We start from the raw sequence: 13,722 nt of genomic DNA on the forward strand, positions 1-13,722 counted from the left end.
TCGTTTCGTCGAGGACCTCACCCAGGCCGAGATCGGTGACCGCATCGGCGTGACCCAGATGCAGGTCTCCCGCCTGCTCGGCGGCATCCTCGCCAAGCTCCGCGAGACCATCGCCCCGGAGGGCAAGCCGGTCGCCGCCTGACCTCCCCCCGCACGTCGCCGCCCGGGCGCACGCCGTCGCGACGCCGTGGACACTCCTTGGAAGCAACGAGGGCCCGTCACCGATCCGGTGACGGGCCCTCGTTCACGTGGTGCCGAGGCTGCTCGGGACGCAGGAAGATCAGGCGGAGCGTGCCTGCGAGGGCTCCTCGGCAGGAACCGCCAGCTGCAGCGCGCGCGCCGTACGGGTGAGCGTCTCGCGGGCGGCCTCGGGGTCCTCGGAGAGCGAGGCGCCGAAGCTCGGGACGAGCTGCTGCAGCGTGGGCTGCCAGGCGTCCCAGCGGTCGGCGAAGCAGCGCTCGAGAAGCTGCAGCATGATCGGCGCCGCGGTCGAGGCGCCCGGCGAGGCGCCGAGGAGGCCGGCGATCGAGCCGTCGGACGCGGTGATCACCTCCGTGCCGAACTGGAGGACGCCGGTGGGCCTGATGACCTGCACCCGCTGGCCAGCCGTGATCTTCTCCCAGTCCTGCGGGTCGGCCTCCGGGAAGAAGTCGACGAGGTCCTTGAACTTGGTCTTCGGGCGGGCGATCAGCTGCTGGATGAGATAGATCGTCAGGCCGATGTTGGTCAGACCGGCCTTGAGCATCGGCAGCAGGTTGTGGAGCCGGATCGAGGCGAACAGGTCGAAGAACGAGCCGAACTTCAGGAAGCGCGGGCTCCAGCCGGCGTACGGGCCGAACATCAGCGCCTGCGAGCCGTCGACGAAGCGGGTGTCGAGGTGCGGCACCGACATCGGCGGGGCGCCGACCGCGGCCTTGCCGTAGACCTTCGCCTGGTGCTTGGCGACGAGCTCCGGCTTGGTGGTGCGCAGGAACTCACCCGAGACCGGGAAGCCGCCGAAGCCCTTGATCTCCGGGATCTTGGAGCCCTGGAGCAGGCGCAGCGCGAAGCCGCCGGCGCCGACGAAGACGAAGCGAGCGGTGTAGGAGAAGCGCTCGCCGGTGCCGACGCGACGGCCGGCGATCTCCCAGAGCCCGTCGTCGGTGCGCTTGACCTTCCGCACTTCGGAGCCGAGCTCGAGGTGGGCCCCCCGCTCGACGAGCGAGTCGCTGAGGATCTCCGTGAGGCGGCCGAAGTCGACGTCAGAGCCCGCGTCGGTGAACGTCGCGGCGACCGGCGTGGACAGGTCGCGGCCCTCGATCAGCGTGGGCGCCCACTCCCGGATGACCTCGGGGTCGTCGCTGAACCGCATGCCCTCGAAGAGCGGGTGCGCCGAGAGGGCGTCGTAGCGCTTGCGCAGGTAGTCGACGTTGTCCGCGCCCCACACGAAGCTCATGTGCGGGATCGGGTTGATGAACGCCGACGGGTCCGGGATGCGGCCGCTCTCGACGAGGAACGACCACAGCTGGCGGGACACCTGGAACTGCTCGTTCACCTGAACGGCCTTCGAGATGTCGACGGTGCCGTCGTCCTTCAGCGGCGTGTAGTTGAGCTCGCACAGGGCCGAGTGGCCGGTGCCTGCGTTGTTCCAGGGGCCTGAGCTCTCCTGGGACAGCGAGTCGAGCCGCTCGATCACCTTGATGTTCCACCCCGGCTCGAGCTCCTGGAGAAGCGTGCCGAGGGTGGCGCTCATGATGCCGCCACCAATGAGAACTGCGTCGATGGGTGACTCCACCCTTCATGTATCGGGCATAGCCGTCCCGCGCGCCAAATCGGGTCCGGCGGTTCGCCCGGTTTTGTGGCAGAGGTCATAGCGACCCCCGCCCCTTCGCCCGGGGTGATCGAACCCCCACGCGCCCCTGTGACCCAGGACACAGAGGTGGTAAAGATGCTCCATGGAGTCGTATGCCGCTGGGGAGACCGACATTCCCCTGCTCGAGGAGACCGTCGGAGCGAACTTCGAGCGCACCGCCAGGGCGTACGCCGACCGCGAGGCGCTCGTCGAGGTCGGCTCGGGACGCCGCTGGACGTGGAAGCAGCTGGACGACGCGGTGAACTGGACCGCCCGGGGCCTGCTCGCGTCCGGCATCGAGAAGGGCGACCGGGTCGGGATCTGGGCGCCGAACTGCGCCGAGTGGACGATCGTGCAGTACGCCACGGCGAAGATCGGGGCGATCCTGGTCAACGTCAACCCTGCCTACCGCACCCACGAGTTCGCCTACGTCGCCAACCAGAGCGGCATGCGGCTGCTGATGGCGGCGAGCAGCTTCAAGAGCAGCGACTACCGCGCGATGATCCGCGAGACCGCCGACCAGTGTCCGGCGCTCGAGCGGGTCGTCTACATCGACACCGACGGCTGGCGGGCGCTCCACGACCAGGGCCGCGAGCTGCCGCCCTGCGCCGTGGCCGAGCGGATGGCGACGCTCGACCCGTTCGACCCGATCAACATCCAGTACACGTCGGGCACGACCGGCTTCCCCAAGGGCGCCACGCTGTCGCACCGCAACATCCTCAACAACGGCTACTTCGTGACCGAGACGGTCGGCTTCACCGCCGAGGACCGGCTCTGCATCCCGGTGCCCTTCTACCACTGCTTCGGCATGGTGATGGCCAACCTCGGCTGCACCACCCACGGCGCCACGATGGTGATCCCCGGTCCCGGGTTCGACCCCGTCGCGACGCTGACGGCGGTGCAGGACGAGCGGTGCACGGCGGTCTACGGCGTCCCGACGATGTTCATCGCCGAGCAGAACCTGCCGGACTTCACCGACTACGACCTGACCACGCTGCGCACCGGGATCATGGCCGGCTCGATCTGCCCGGTCGAGGTGATGAAGCGCTGCGTCAACGAGATGCACATGAACGAGGTCTCCATCGCCTACGGCATGACCGAGACCTCGCCGGTCTCGTGCCAGACCCGGGTCGACGACGACCTCGACCACCGCACGGAGACGATCGGACGCGCCGCCCCGCACGTCGAGATCAAGATCGTCGACCCGTCGACCGGGGCGACGGTGCCGCGCGGTGAGCCGGGGGAGTTCTGCACCCGCGGCTACTCGGTGATGCTGGGCTACTGGGACGAGCCCGCGAAGACCGCCGAGGCGATCGACGACGACGGCTGGATGCACACGGGTGACCTCGCGGTCATGCGCGAGGACGGCTACTGCAACGTCGTCGGCCGGATCAAGGACATGGTCATCCGCGGTGGCGAGAACATCTACCCGCGCGAGATCGAGGAGTTCCTCTACACGCATCCCGACATCGAGGACGTCCAAGTGGTCGGCGTACCCGATGAGAAGTACGGCGAGGAGCTGTGCGCCTGGGTGCGGATGAAGGCCGGCGCCGCGCCGCTCGACGCCGCCGCGGTCAGGGCGTACGCCGAGGGCCGGCTCGCGCACTACAAGATCCCGCGCTACGTTCTGGTCGTCGAGGAGTTCCCGATGACGGTGACCGGCAAGATCCGCAAGGTGGAGATGCGCGAGCGCAGCGTCGGCCTGCTGGGACTGTGAGTCAGTCCCTGATCCGCTCGCCGGCCGGTGGCGGGGTCGCGGCCGTCTCCCGCGCGGCGTCGCCGTAGAGGTAGAAGTACGCGCCGGCGACGAAGACCGCGGCCCCGATCGCGTTCCCGAGGAACGCGAAGACCAGGTTGAGCACCGTCTCGCTCAGCGTGAGGTCACCGGCACCGACCATCATCGCCGCCGGCAGGAAGAACATGTTCGCCACCACGTGGTCGAAGCCGAGCGCCACGAACGCGGCGATCGGCGGGACGATCGCGAGGATCTTGCCACCGACGCTGGTGGCGGCCAGGGCGATCCAGACGGCGAGGCAGACCAGCCAGTTGCAGCCGATCGCCCGGAAGAACTGCTGCGAGTGCGTCTCGTCGATGCCCTTGCCGGTGGCGATCGCCTCCAGCCGGTCGTGCGAGATCGTCCCGCTGGCGAAGATGCCGGTCAGGTCGCCGAGCACCCAGGCCACGAAGAGCGAGCCGACGAGGTTGCCGATCGTGACCCAGAACCAGTTCATCAGCATCCCGCCGGCCGTCACGCGCTTCGCGAGGACGGCCAGCGGGACCAGCATCATGTTGCCGGTCAGCAGGTCGGCGCCCGCGATGATCACGAGGATCAGGCCGAGGCTGAAGGTCACGCCGGTGATCAGCGTGGTGATGCCGCCCCACTGCTTGGGGTCGAGGCCGGCCGAGGTGACCGTCGCGATGAGCGCGCCGAAGGCGATGTAGGCCCCGGCGAGGAACCCCGCGACCAGCGCCTTGCCCGGACGGGCGGCCGCCTTCGCCTCGCCGGCGGAGATCGCCAGCCTGGTGATGTCGAGGGGAGCGTTGAACGACACGATGGCCTCCGCTGACGGATCGGTTCCTGGTCGAGACGGACGCAGACGCGCGTACCCGGCGTCGAGGTTCGGCATGCGCAGGACCACCTATCCTGGGCCCGTGCCGCAGCCCCTCGCCGAGAATCGCGCCTGGATCGACGAGGCGGTCCGCCGGGTCGAGGCCGACGCCAACCGCAGCGCCGACACGCACCTCCACGTGCTGCCGCTGCCCGCGCCGCCGGTCGGGACCGACATCACGCTCTACCTCAAGGACGAGTCGGTCCACCCGACCGGCTCGCTCAAGCATCGGCTGGCCCGCTCGCTGTTCCTCTACGCGCTGTGCAACGGCTGGCTGCACGCCGGGTCGACGGTCGTCGAGGCGTCGTCGGGCTCGACGGCCGTCTCGGAGGCCTACTTCGCCCGCCTCGTCGGCCTGCCGTTCGTCGCGGTGATGCCGCGCTCGACGTCGCCGGAGAAGGTCGCGCTCATCGAGTGGTACGGCGGCCGCTGTCACTTCGTCGAGTCCGCGGGTGAGGTCTACGAGGAGGCGCGCCGGCTGGCGGCCGACTGCGGCGGCCACTACATGGATCAGTTCACCTACGCCGAGCGGGCGACCGACTGGCGCGGCAACAACAACATCGCCGAGTCGATCTTCGGCCAGATGCGGCGCGAGCCGCACCCGGTGCCGGCGTGGATCGTCGTCTCGGCCGGCACGGGCGGAACGTCGGCGACGATCGGCCGCTACCTGCACTACCAGCGCTACCCGACGCGGCTGCTCGTCGCCGACCCCGAGGGCTCGGCCTTCTACGACGGCTGGCAGCAGGACGTCTCCACGGCGACCGGGCCCGGCTCGCGCATCGAGGGCATCGGCCGCCCGCGCATCGAGCCGTCGTTCATCGGCGGCGTCGTCGACGACATGCTCCGCGTTCCCGACGCCGCCTCCATCGCGACGATGCGGTGGGTGACCGACCGGCTCGGTCGCTCGGTCGGGGCCTCCACGGGCACGAACGTCTGGGCCGCCCTCCAGGTGATCAGCCGGATGCGGGTCGCCGGCGAGGCCGGCAGCGTCGTCACGCTGCTGTGCGACGGCGGGGACCGCTACTCCACCACCTACTACTCCGACGACTGGCTGGCGGCGCAGGGCATCGACCTGGCGCCGTACACCCGGGCGCTGGCGGCGTACGACGGGACCGGCGTCCTCGACGTCCCGTAGCCGGGGCCGAGTCGCGGGTCAGCGGGTGCCGAGGACGACCGTGCCGCCGATCTCGTCGTCGGTCTCGACCCGCGCCGTCAGACCGGCGGCCCGCATCAGCGACGCCGTGCTGTCGGCCTGCGGGCGTCCGGACTCCACGAGGATCGCGCCGCCGGGCGCGAGGCGGTCGACGGCGCCCGCGATCGCCCGCCGCTGCACGTCGAGGCCGTCCGGTCCGCCGTCGAGGGCGACCCGGTGCTCGTGGTCGCGGGCCTCGGGCGGCATGAGCGCGATCTCGTCGGTCGGGACGTACGGCGCGTTCGCCAGGATGACGTCGAAGCGCAGGTCGGGTGGCAGCGGCTCGTAGAGGTCACCCAGCAGCACCCGCTCCGGCGGCAGGTTGCGGCGCGCGCAGTCCACCGCGGCCGGGTCGACGTCGACGGCCCAGACGTCCAGCGCGTCGACGCGGGACGCGACGGCGGTACCGATGGCGCCGGTCCCGCAGCCGAGGTCGAGGGCCGTCGCGCCCCCGGAGAGCCGGTGAGCGGCCAGCCGCACCATCAGCTCCGTCCTGCGGCGCGGGACGAAGACACCGGCCGCGCAGGCGACCCGGATGCCGGCGAACTCCGCCCAGCCGACGATGGTCTCGAGCGGCTCCCCGGCGACACGGCGGGCGGCCAGCGCCTCGAGTCGATCGGCGGCGCCGCCGGAGGCCTCGCGCAGCAGTGCCGCCTCCTCCTCGGCGAACACGCAGCCGGCGGCGCGCAGCCGCGCCACCAGGGGGTCGGCCGGTGACGGATCGGTGAGAGACATCGGGAAGGATGCTCCCATGTCCGGCGCCCTGGTCCCGATCGCGTGGATCGTCGTCGCCTACTCCCTGCTCGTGACGGTCGCCGCCGCCGTCGGGCTCTTCCTCCGCGCGCCGCGGCCGCGCTGGCTCGACCAGCTCGCGTGGATGCTCGAGGTGCTGGCCTTCGTACTCGCCGTCGGTGCGCTCGCCGCGCTGAGCGACGGGCGGCCACACGAGCTGAGCACCCACCTGGGGTACGTCGCCGCGGTCGTCGTCATTGTCCCGATCGCGATGCTGTCCGTGCGTGACGACCGGGGGCCCTGGTCGTCCGGTGTGGTCGCCGTGGCGGCCCTGGCGACCGGCGTCGTCGCGGTGAGGATCATGATGACCCGGTGATGGCCCCATGAAGTCAGAGCCGAGGTCCGGCCCCCATCTCGTCCTGCTGGCCGTCTACGCGCTGTTCGTCCTGGCGGCCGGTGCGCGCTCGCTCGTGCAGATCGCGACCCGGTTCTCCGACGCCCCGCTCGCCTACGTGCTGTCGCTGCTCGCGGCGCTGACCTACGCCGCCGGCTGGTTCGCCATCCGCCGGGCGGCGCACGGCCGGCCGGCGTTCGCCCGGGGAATGCTGTGGGTGGAGCTCGGCGGCGTGATGGTGGTCGGCACGCTGTCGCTGGTGAAGCCTGACTGGTTCTCCGACGCGACGGTGTGGTCGGACTACGGCCAGGGCTACGGCTGGGTCCCCGCGATCCTGCCGATCGCCGGGCTGTTCTGGCTGCACCGCACGCACCCGCGCACGCGCATGGACACAGAGAGCGAGCGAGCATGAGCACGCCCACGGCCTACGCCGTCTCCCCGGACTCCGGCGAGCACTGGTCGGCACCCGGCGCCTTCGAGGTGGCTCCGGGGATCCACCGGATCCCGCTGCCCCTGCCGATGGACGGGCTCAAGGCGGTCAACGTCTACGTCATCGAGACCGAGCAGGGGCTGACGCTCATCGACGGTGGCTGGGCGGTCACCGAGGGGCGCGAGGCGCTCGAGAAGGGGCTGCGCCAGCTCGGCCGCAGCTTCACCGACATCCGCCGGTTCCTCGTCACCCACGTCCACCGCGACCACTTCTCCCTCGCCGCGGCCCTCGGTGCCGAGGTCGGCGCGGACGTGACGCTGGGCCTGGGCGAGAAGCCGACGCTCGACGTGATGCTCGGCGCCACGTCGGTCGACGAGGTTCCGATGCTCGGGCAGCTGCGCGCCGCCGGCGCCGCCGGCCTGGCCAGCCTCTTCGGCGAGAACCCGTCGAGCGACGGTCGCGACGAGCGCTCGATCCGCTATCCGGACAGCTGGTTCGACGGCGACGTCGAGGTGGCGGTCGGCGAGCGGACCCTCGACGCCATCCACACGCCCGGCCACACCCGGGGGCACTACGTCTTCGCCGAGCAGGCCGCCGGGCTGCTCTTCGCCGGGGACCACGTGCTGCCCACGATCACGCCCTCGATCGGCTTCGAGCCGGCCGCCGTCCGGCAGCCGCTGCGCGACTTCATGTCCTCGCTGGCGAAGGTCCGAGCTCTCCCGGACCTCACGCTGCTGCCCGCCCACGGGCCGGTCGCACCGTCCGTCCACGCCCGCGTCGACCAGCTGCTCGAGCACCACGAGCACCGGCTCGCGCTCTGCCTCGACGCCCTGGTGAGCGGTGCCAGGACGGCGTACGACGTCGCCGGTGAGCTGCCCTGGACGCGCCACGACCACGCCTTCGACACGCTCGACCCGTTCAACGCGGCGCTGGCCGCGATGGAGACCAAGGCGCACCTCGAGCTCCTGGTCGCCCGCGGCCGGGCCGGTCGCACCGAGGCGGCCGACGGTGTCCTGTTCGCGCTCACGCACGAGTAGCCCGGCGAATCACACGCAGTCACGGCAGATCATCCGATCCGCGTCCGCCAGCTGGCTGCGATGGTGGACGAGGAAGCAGCTGCGGCAGGTGAACTCGTCCGCCGCGGCCGGCTTGACCTCGATGGCGAGGTCGACGTGGGACAGGTCGGCCCCCGGCAGCTCGAACGCCTCGGCCGCCTCGACCTCGTCCTCGTCGACGCGCCCCGAGTCCTTGTCCTTGCGGCGCGACTTGAGCTCCTCCAGGCTCTCGTCCCGCTCCTCCTCGGCGGACTTGCGCGGGGCGTCGTAGTCAGTGGCCATGCCGTATCTCCCATCGGACCGGTCGGGGCTCATCCCGTGGTGGTCGGCCACCGTGCCGCAGCCGCGCGGTCGACGCCTCACACGGTGCGGGTGACTCGGCCGGACCGGAGCGCTTTGCTCTTTCCCCCAATGAGGGGAGATCGCGGCCGCCGCCGGCACCCGGCTCGACCGATCGGCGTTCGATGAGCCGACCACACCACCAACACAGCACGACTGGGACGGTCTCGGCTCCCACGCCGCGCCGGACTCCGAGGGGGGAGCCATGCGGCCGATCATGCTCACGTCCTGCGTCGCCCGGTTCGTGGCGGCGCTCGGCAGCGCAGCGGTCCTGGCCGTCGCCGGACTGGCCGTCACGGTGGTGGCGCCGGCCCCCGCGTCGGGCCGGGTCACGACGACCGGGCTGTGGCCGACCTCCTTCCGGGCCCACCAGACGGCCGCCGACTGCGGTCGCTGGAGGCTGGACGAGCACGGGTTCTGCGTGGCCGACGACACCCGCAACGGACTGGAGCTCGGCGTCAGGTTCCGGACGTCGCGGGTCCTCCGGGTCACCGGCGTCCGGATCTACCGCTTCGACACGGCGACGCTCCGGGCGTCGCTGTGGAGCTCCTCCGGCACGCTGCTCGCGCGCGGGACCTTCGCACCCGGTCCGGCGAACGCGTGGCAGGACATGACCTTCCCCGCGCCCGTCACCATCGTGCCGGGCCGGACGTACGTCGCCTCCTACTTCAGCCCCAACACCCGCTACGCCTTCCGGTACGGCTACTTCGCCCGGTCCGGCCGCACGGTCGGGCCCGTCACCGCACTGCGCTCGACCGACCGCGAACCGAACGGCGTGCACTGCTACGAGGACGCGATCTGTGGCTCCTTCCCCGTGCGCGGCTACCGCAGCTCGACCTACTGGGTGACGCCGCTGTGGGCGACGCCACCCGCCGCCGGCGTCGCGACCTCGCCCGGCCCCCGCGTGGTGCGGGTGCAGCCCGGTCACGCGCTCGCGAAGGTGACGACCACCGTGCAGGTCACGTTCTCGGAGCCGCTGCGGTCGAGCACGCTCACGACCGCCACCGTGCGGCTCGTGGGCCCGGACGGGCGCGTCGCGACCCGGCTGAGCTACGCCGCCGCGCAGCGGCGAGTGGTGCTGGACCCGCGGAGGAGGCTGCGGCCCGGCACGAGGTACCGCGTCGAGGTGTCCACCCGGGTGCGGGACACCGCGGGACGCCGCCTGGACCAGCGGCCCGCGATGACCGGCCTGCAGCGGGGCGTCTGGAGGTTCCGCACCCGCTGACCGGCGTACCCGGGCGGAGAGACTCCCCCGGGACGGGGGGAGTCTCGCCTGCGCGCTAGAGTTCCGAGGTCAGACAGGGGAGCCCGACCACGGGCTGAGAGTGCGGGACAGCCGCAGACCCTCCGAACCTGATCCGGTTAGCACCGGCGAAGGGAGTCACGATGCGCACGCGCGCGCTCGTCATCACCGTCACGACCGCTCTCGCCGCTGGGCTCACGTTGAGCGGCTGCTCGCTCAGCGGGAGCGGCGACGACACCTCCACGAAGGGGTCCGGCCAGGTCGTGCTGGTCACCCACGACTCGTTCACGCTGCCCAAGGAGCTGAAGGCCGCCTTCGAGAAGAAGACGGGCGAGAAGCTGGTGATCCGCCAGAGCGGCGACGCCGGCGCCCTCACCAACAAGCTGGTGCTCACCAAGGACGACCCGGCCGGCGACGTCGCCTTCGGGGTCGACAACACCTTCGCGTCGCGCGCCCTCGGAGCCGGCGTGTTCGCCGACTACACCCCGGCCGACCTGCCCGCCGGGGCCGACGCGTTCGACCTGCCCGGTGACGACGGGAAGAAGCTCACGCCGGTCGACAACGGCAACGTGTGCGTCAACGTCGACACGACCTGGTTCGCGGCGCACCACGTCGCAGCGCCGGCCACGCTCGACGACCTGACGAAGCCGGCCTACAAGAACCTCTTCGTCACCCCCGGCGCCACCACGTCGTCCCCGGGGCTCGCGTTCCTGCTCGCGACGGTCGCGAAGTACGGCGACCCCTCGACAGGCTCCGGGCAGGCCGGGTGGCAGGCGTACTGGAAGAAGCTGCTCGCCAACGGGACCAAGGTCGTCGACGGGTGGGAGGACGCCTACACCGTCGACTTCACCCAGGGCGGCGGCAAGGGGAGCCGGCCGATCGTGCTGTCCTACGACTCCTCGCCGGCGTTCACCGTCGCCGGTGGCACCTCGACGACGAAGGCGCTGCTCGACACCTGCTTCACGCAGGTCGAGTACGCCGGCGTGCTGACGGGCGCGAAGAACCCGAAGGGTGCACGGGAGCTGGTCGACTTCCTGCTGACCCCCCAGGTGCAGGCGGCGCTGCCGGACGCGATGTATGTCTTCCCGGTCGCGAAGGGCACCCCGCTCCCGGCCGACTGGGCGAAGTTCGCTGTCCAGCCCACGAACCCCTGGACGGTGTCGCCGCAGGCCATCGACGCGCACCGCGACGAGTGGCTGCGCACCTGGAGCGACCTGGTCTCCCAGTGAGTCGACGATGAGACGCGCGGCCGCCCTGCTCGCTCTCGCCGCCCTCCCGGTGGCGGTGCTGGCCGTCTTCTTCGTGCTGCCCGTGTCGGGGATGGTCTCGCGCGGGTTCTCCGACGGGATCGGGCCGGTCCTCGACGTGCTCGGGCGGCCGCGCACGCACCGCGTGCTCTGGTTCACGGTCTGGTCGGCCGGCACGGCGACGGCCCTGAGCGTCGTGCTCGGCCTGCCGGCCGCCTACGCCCTGCACCGGCTGTCCTGGCCGGGCAGCCGGGTCGTCCGAGCCGCGCTCCTCGTGCCGTTCGTGCTCCCGACCGTGGTGGTCGGCGTCGCGTTCCGCGAGCTGCTCGGCGAGGCCGGACCCCTCGGCTTCCTCGGCCTCGACGGCACCGCCGCCGGCATCGTCGCGGGCCTGGTCTTCTTCAACGTGGCGGTGGTGATCAGGACCGTCGGCGCCGCGTGGGAGTCGCTCGACCCGCGCGCCGGCGAGGCCGCCGCGGCGCTCGGTGCCGGCCCCGCCACGGTGTTCCGCACCGTCACGCTGCCGGCGCTGCGTCCGGCGATCGTCAGCGCGGCGACGGTGGTGTTCCTGTTCTGCGCGACCGGCTTCGGGGTCGTGCTGACGATGGGCGGCCTGCGCTACTCCAGCGTCGAGACCGAGATCTACCTGCTCACGACCAACCTCCTCGACCTGCAGGCGGCCGCCGCACTGTCGATCCTCCAGCTGGTGGTCGTGACGCTCCTGCTCACGGCCGCCGCCCGGGTGCGGGTGCCGGCCGTCGTACGCCGCAGCGTGCCCCGGCCCCGTCGTCCGCGGCGCCAGGACGTGCCGGTGCTGGTGGCGACGGCCGTGCTGCTCGCCCTCGTCGCCGCACCGCTGGTGACCTTGCTCGTCGGCAGCCTGCGGGCGCAGGGCCACTGGAGCCTGGCGAACTACCGCGCGCTCGGTACGCCCGGCACCGCCCTGCTGGTACCGGTGACGACCGCGCTGGCGACCAGTCTGCGCACCGCCTTCGACGCCACCTGGATGGCGCTGCTGCTGGGCGGGCTGGTCGCGGTCGTGGTCACCCGCCGGTCCCACGGCAGCACCGAGCGGCGGGTACGCGGCGTCCTGGACGGGTTCTTCATGCTGCCGCTCGGCGTCTCCGCGGTCACGCTCGGCTTCGGGTTCCTCATCACGCTCGGGTCCTTCCGGGAGAACCCGCTGCTGGTGCCGATCGCCCAGGCCCTCGTCGCGCTGCCGCTGGTCGTGCGCACGCTCGTGCCGGTGCTCGGCGGTGTCGACGACCGGCTGCGCCAGGCCGCCGCCTCGCTCGGCGCCGGGCCGCTGCGGCAGTTCCTGACCGTCGACCTCCCGGTCGTCTGGAAGCCGCTCCTGGCCGCCGCCGGCTTCGCGTTCACCGTGTCGCTCGGAGAGTTCGGCGCGACCAGCTTCCTCGCACGCGACGAGAGCCCCACCGTGCCGGTGGTGATCTTCCGGCTGATCGGCCACCCCGGCGCGATGAACTACGGCATGGCGCTGGCGGCCTCGGTCGTCCTCGCCGCCGCCACGGCCGTCGTCATGCTCCTCGTCGAGCGCCTGCGCGTCCCGTCGATCGGGGCGTTCTGATGCTCTCCCTCTCCCATGTCTCCGTCGCCTACGACGGCCAGGAGACCGTCCACGACGTGACGCTCGACCTCGCCGACGGCCACGTGCTCGCCGTCCTCGGGCCGTCGGGATCGGGGAAGTCGACCCTGCTGCGGGCGATCGCCGGCCTCGAGCCGGCCCGCGGCACGATCGCCTGGGACGGACGGTCGCTGGCCGGCGTACCGACCCACAAGCGGGGCTTCGCCCTCATGTTCCAGGACGGCCAGCTCTTCGAGCACCTCTCGGTGGCGCGGAACGTGGAGTACCCGCTGCGGCTCCGCCGCGATCGGGCAGAGCGGCTCCGCCGCGATCGGGCGGAGCGGCTCCGCCGCGATCGGGCGGAGCGGCTTCGCCGGACGCCAGGGCGCGCGGCGCGGGTCGCCGAGCTGCTCGACCTCGTCGGGCTCGCCGGCTACGGCGACCGGATGCCGGCCACCCTCTCCGGAGGCGAGCGCCAGCGGGTGGCGCTGGCTCGCGCGCTCGCGGTGGAGCCGCGGCTGCTGCTGCTCGACGAGCCGCTCTCGGCCCTCGACGCCGGCCTGCGCGAGCGGCTGGCCGGCGACCTGCGCCGCATCCTCCGCGACGCAGGCACCACCGCGCTCCTCGTCACGCACGACCAGGAGGAGGCGTTCACGGTCGCCGACCGGCTCGCGGTGCTCCGCGACGGCCGGCTGGTGCAGGAGGGTGAGGCCGCGAAGGTCTGGGCGGCGCCCGCCGACGCCGACACGGCGCTCTTCCTCGGCTACGCCCGGGTGCTCGAGGGCGACGCCGCCCGCCGGCTCCTCGACGGCGCCGCGACCGGGCGGTCGGGTGCCCGGGTCGCCGTACGCCGGTCCGCGCTGGTCCTCGACGACGCCGGCCCGCTCGCCGCGATCGTCGTGTCGGCACGCGCGACGCCCGAGCTCGTGCGGCTGGTCGTCGATGCGGAGGGTGTCGGTATCGTCGACGCCGTCGCCCCGCTCGACCGCCATCCGGGGCCCGGAGAACGCATCAGGCTGCGCCTCGATGCCAGTCGACTCGCGCTCTTGCCCCACGAATAGAATG

At 72.1% G+C, this 13,722-nt stretch carries 14 protein-coding genes and 1 riboswitch; of the genes, 10 read left to right on the top strand and 4 right to left on the bottom strand.

Annotation, left to right across the window (positions count from 1 at the left end; genetic code table 11):
• Positions 1 to 142 (top strand): sigma factor-like helix-turn-helix DNA-binding protein (locus QDS12_RS08510; protein ID WP_279880393.1); only part of this gene is annotated, 142 nt, incomplete at its 5' end.
• A gap of 138 nt (positions 143 to 280) precedes the next feature.
• Here QDS12_RS08510 and QDS12_RS08515 read toward each other — a convergent pair.
• Entirely contained in the window at positions 281 to 1,774 is a 1,494-nt protein-coding gene (locus QDS12_RS08515; protein WP_279878527.1) for a malate:quinone oxidoreductase, read from the bottom strand.
• Positions 1,775 to 1,934: 160 nt separating this feature from the next.
• Between QDS12_RS08515 and QDS12_RS08520 the strand changes: the two genes are divergently transcribed.
• Complete coding sequence (locus QDS12_RS08520; RefSeq protein WP_279878529.1) at positions 1,935 to 3,548, top strand: AMP-binding protein; 1,614 nt, start codon at positions 1,935 to 1,937, stop codon at positions 3,546 to 3,548.
• 1 nt (position 3,549) lies between these two features.
• On the opposite strand, the gene QDS12_RS08525 is transcribed toward QDS12_RS08520, so the two are convergent.
• On the bottom strand, positions 3,550 to 4,383 hold the full coding sequence (locus tag QDS12_RS08525) for a formate/nitrite transporter family protein (protein WP_279878530.1): 834 nt from the start codon (positions 4,381 to 4,383) through the stop codon (positions 3,550 to 3,552).
• 100 nt (positions 4,384 to 4,483) lie between these two features.
• On the opposite strand from QDS12_RS08525, the gene QDS12_RS08530 reads away from it, so the two are divergent.
• Positions 4,484 to 5,575 (top strand): PLP-dependent cysteine synthase family protein, encoded by a 1,092-nt coding sequence (locus tag QDS12_RS08530; protein WP_279878532.1) that lies wholly within the window; start codon positions 4,484 to 4,486, stop codon positions 5,573 to 5,575.
• Between the two features lie 18 nt (positions 5,576 to 5,593).
• Here QDS12_RS08530 and QDS12_RS08535 read toward each other — a convergent pair whose 3' ends face one another.
• Complete coding sequence (locus tag QDS12_RS08535) at positions 5,594 to 6,367, bottom strand: putative protein N(5)-glutamine methyltransferase (RefSeq protein WP_279878534.1); 774 nt, start codon at positions 6,365 to 6,367, stop codon at positions 5,594 to 5,596.
• A gap of 16 nt (positions 6,368 to 6,383) precedes the next feature.
• Between QDS12_RS08535 and QDS12_RS08540 the strand changes: the two genes are divergently transcribed.
• The 3 genes from QDS12_RS08540 to QDS12_RS08550 are packed head-to-tail and all read left to right on the top strand — an operon-like array spanning position 6,384 to position 8,225.
• The gene (locus QDS12_RS08540; RefSeq protein WP_279878536.1) at positions 6,384 to 6,740 is read left to right on the top strand and encodes a hypothetical protein; all 357 of its coding nucleotides are present in this window, start codon (positions 6,384 to 6,386) and stop codon (positions 6,738 to 6,740) included.
• A gap of 7 nt (positions 6,741 to 6,747) precedes the next feature.
• Positions 6,748 to 7,170 (top strand): hypothetical protein, encoded by a 423-nt coding sequence (locus QDS12_RS08545; protein WP_279878537.1) that lies wholly within the window; start codon positions 6,748 to 6,750, stop codon positions 7,168 to 7,170.
• Positions 7,167 to 8,225, top strand: a complete 1,059-nt coding sequence (locus QDS12_RS08550) for an MBL fold metallo-hydrolase (RefSeq protein ID WP_279878539.1) — start codon at positions 7,167 to 7,169, stop codon at positions 8,223 to 8,225. Before QDS12_RS08545 ends, QDS12_RS08550 begins: the two co-directional genes overlap by 4 nt.
• Positions 8,226 to 8,234: 9 nt before the next feature.
• Here the strand turns inward: QDS12_RS08550 and QDS12_RS08555 are convergent, their stop codons facing one another.
• A complete protein-coding gene (locus tag QDS12_RS08555; protein WP_279878540.1) occupies positions 8,235 to 8,525 on the bottom strand; it encodes a DUF4193 domain-containing protein in 291 nt (96 codons plus the stop codon).
• Positions 8,526 to 8,787: 262 nt separating this feature from the next.
• Here QDS12_RS08555 and QDS12_RS08560 point away from each other — a divergent pair, with 262 nt between their 5' ends.
• From QDS12_RS08560 to QDS12_RS08575, 4 genes are all read left to right on the top strand, one after another.
• A complete protein-coding gene (locus QDS12_RS08560) occupies positions 8,788 to 9,807 on the top strand; it encodes a DUF4082 domain-containing protein (RefSeq protein WP_279878542.1) in 1,020 nt (339 codons plus the stop codon).
• Positions 9,808 to 9,872: 65 nt separating this feature from the next.
• Positions 9,873 to 9,979: riboswitch (TPP riboswitch) on the top strand.
• On the top strand, positions 9,969 to 11,054 hold the full coding sequence (locus QDS12_RS08565) for a thiamine ABC transporter substrate-binding protein (RefSeq protein ID WP_279878544.1): 1,086 nt from the start codon (positions 9,969 to 9,971) through the stop codon (positions 11,052 to 11,054). (Overlaps the previous riboswitch by 11 nt.)
• Positions 11,055 to 11,061: 7 nt before the next feature.
• Positions 11,062 to 12,660: an ABC transporter permease subunit gene (locus tag QDS12_RS08570; RefSeq protein WP_279878545.1), complete on the top strand. Its 1,599-nt coding sequence runs from the start codon at positions 11,062 to 11,064 to the stop codon at positions 12,658 to 12,660.
• Complete coding sequence (locus QDS12_RS08575; RefSeq protein ID WP_279878547.1) at positions 12,660 to 13,718, top strand: ABC transporter ATP-binding protein; 1,059 nt, start codon at positions 12,660 to 12,662, stop codon at positions 13,716 to 13,718. Before QDS12_RS08570 ends, QDS12_RS08575 begins: the two co-directional genes overlap by 1 nt.
• Positions 13,719 to 13,722: the final 4 nt, after the last annotated feature.

The organism is Nocardioides sp. CER19 (assembly GCF_029846275.1).
GTDB lineage: Bacteria > Actinomycetota > Actinomycetes > Propionibacteriales > Nocardioidaceae > Nocardioides.

Bases quoted from the DNA above. Each gene is read 5' to 3' on its own strand.
- QDS12_RS08555 (WP_279878540.1), bottom strand. From the start codon at position 8,525: ATGGCCACTGACTACGACGCCCCGCGCAAGTCCGCCGAGGAGGAGCGG.
- QDS12_RS08565 (WP_279878544.1), top strand. From the start codon at position 9,969: ATGCGCACGCGCGCGCTCGTCATCACCGTCACGACCGCTCTCGCCGCT.
- QDS12_RS08535 (WP_279878534.1), bottom strand. From the start codon at position 6,367: ATGTCTCTCACCGATCCGTCACCGGCCGACCCCCTGGTGGCGCGGCTG.
- QDS12_RS08570 (WP_279878545.1), top strand. From the start codon at position 11,062: ATGAGACGCGCGGCCGCCCTGCTCGCTCTCGCCGCCCTCCCGGTGGCG.
- QDS12_RS08575 (WP_279878547.1), top strand. From the start codon at position 12,660: ATGCTCTCCCTCTCCCATGTCTCCGTCGCCTACGACGGCCAGGAGACC.
- QDS12_RS08560 (WP_279878542.1), top strand. From the start codon at position 8,788: ATGCGGCCGATCATGCTCACGTCCTGCGTCGCCCGGTTCGTGGCGGCG.
- QDS12_RS08520 (WP_279878529.1), top strand. From the start codon at position 1,935: ATGGAGTCGTATGCCGCTGGGGAGACCGACATTCCCCTGCTCGAGGAG.
- QDS12_RS08540 (WP_279878536.1), top strand. From the start codon at position 6,384: ATGTCCGGCGCCCTGGTCCCGATCGCGTGGATCGTCGTCGCCTACTCC.
- QDS12_RS08545 (WP_279878537.1), top strand. From the start codon at position 6,748: ATGAAGTCAGAGCCGAGGTCCGGCCCCCATCTCGTCCTGCTGGCCGTC.
- QDS12_RS08550 (WP_279878539.1), top strand. From the start codon at position 7,167: ATGAGCACGCCCACGGCCTACGCCGTCTCCCCGGACTCCGGCGAGCAC.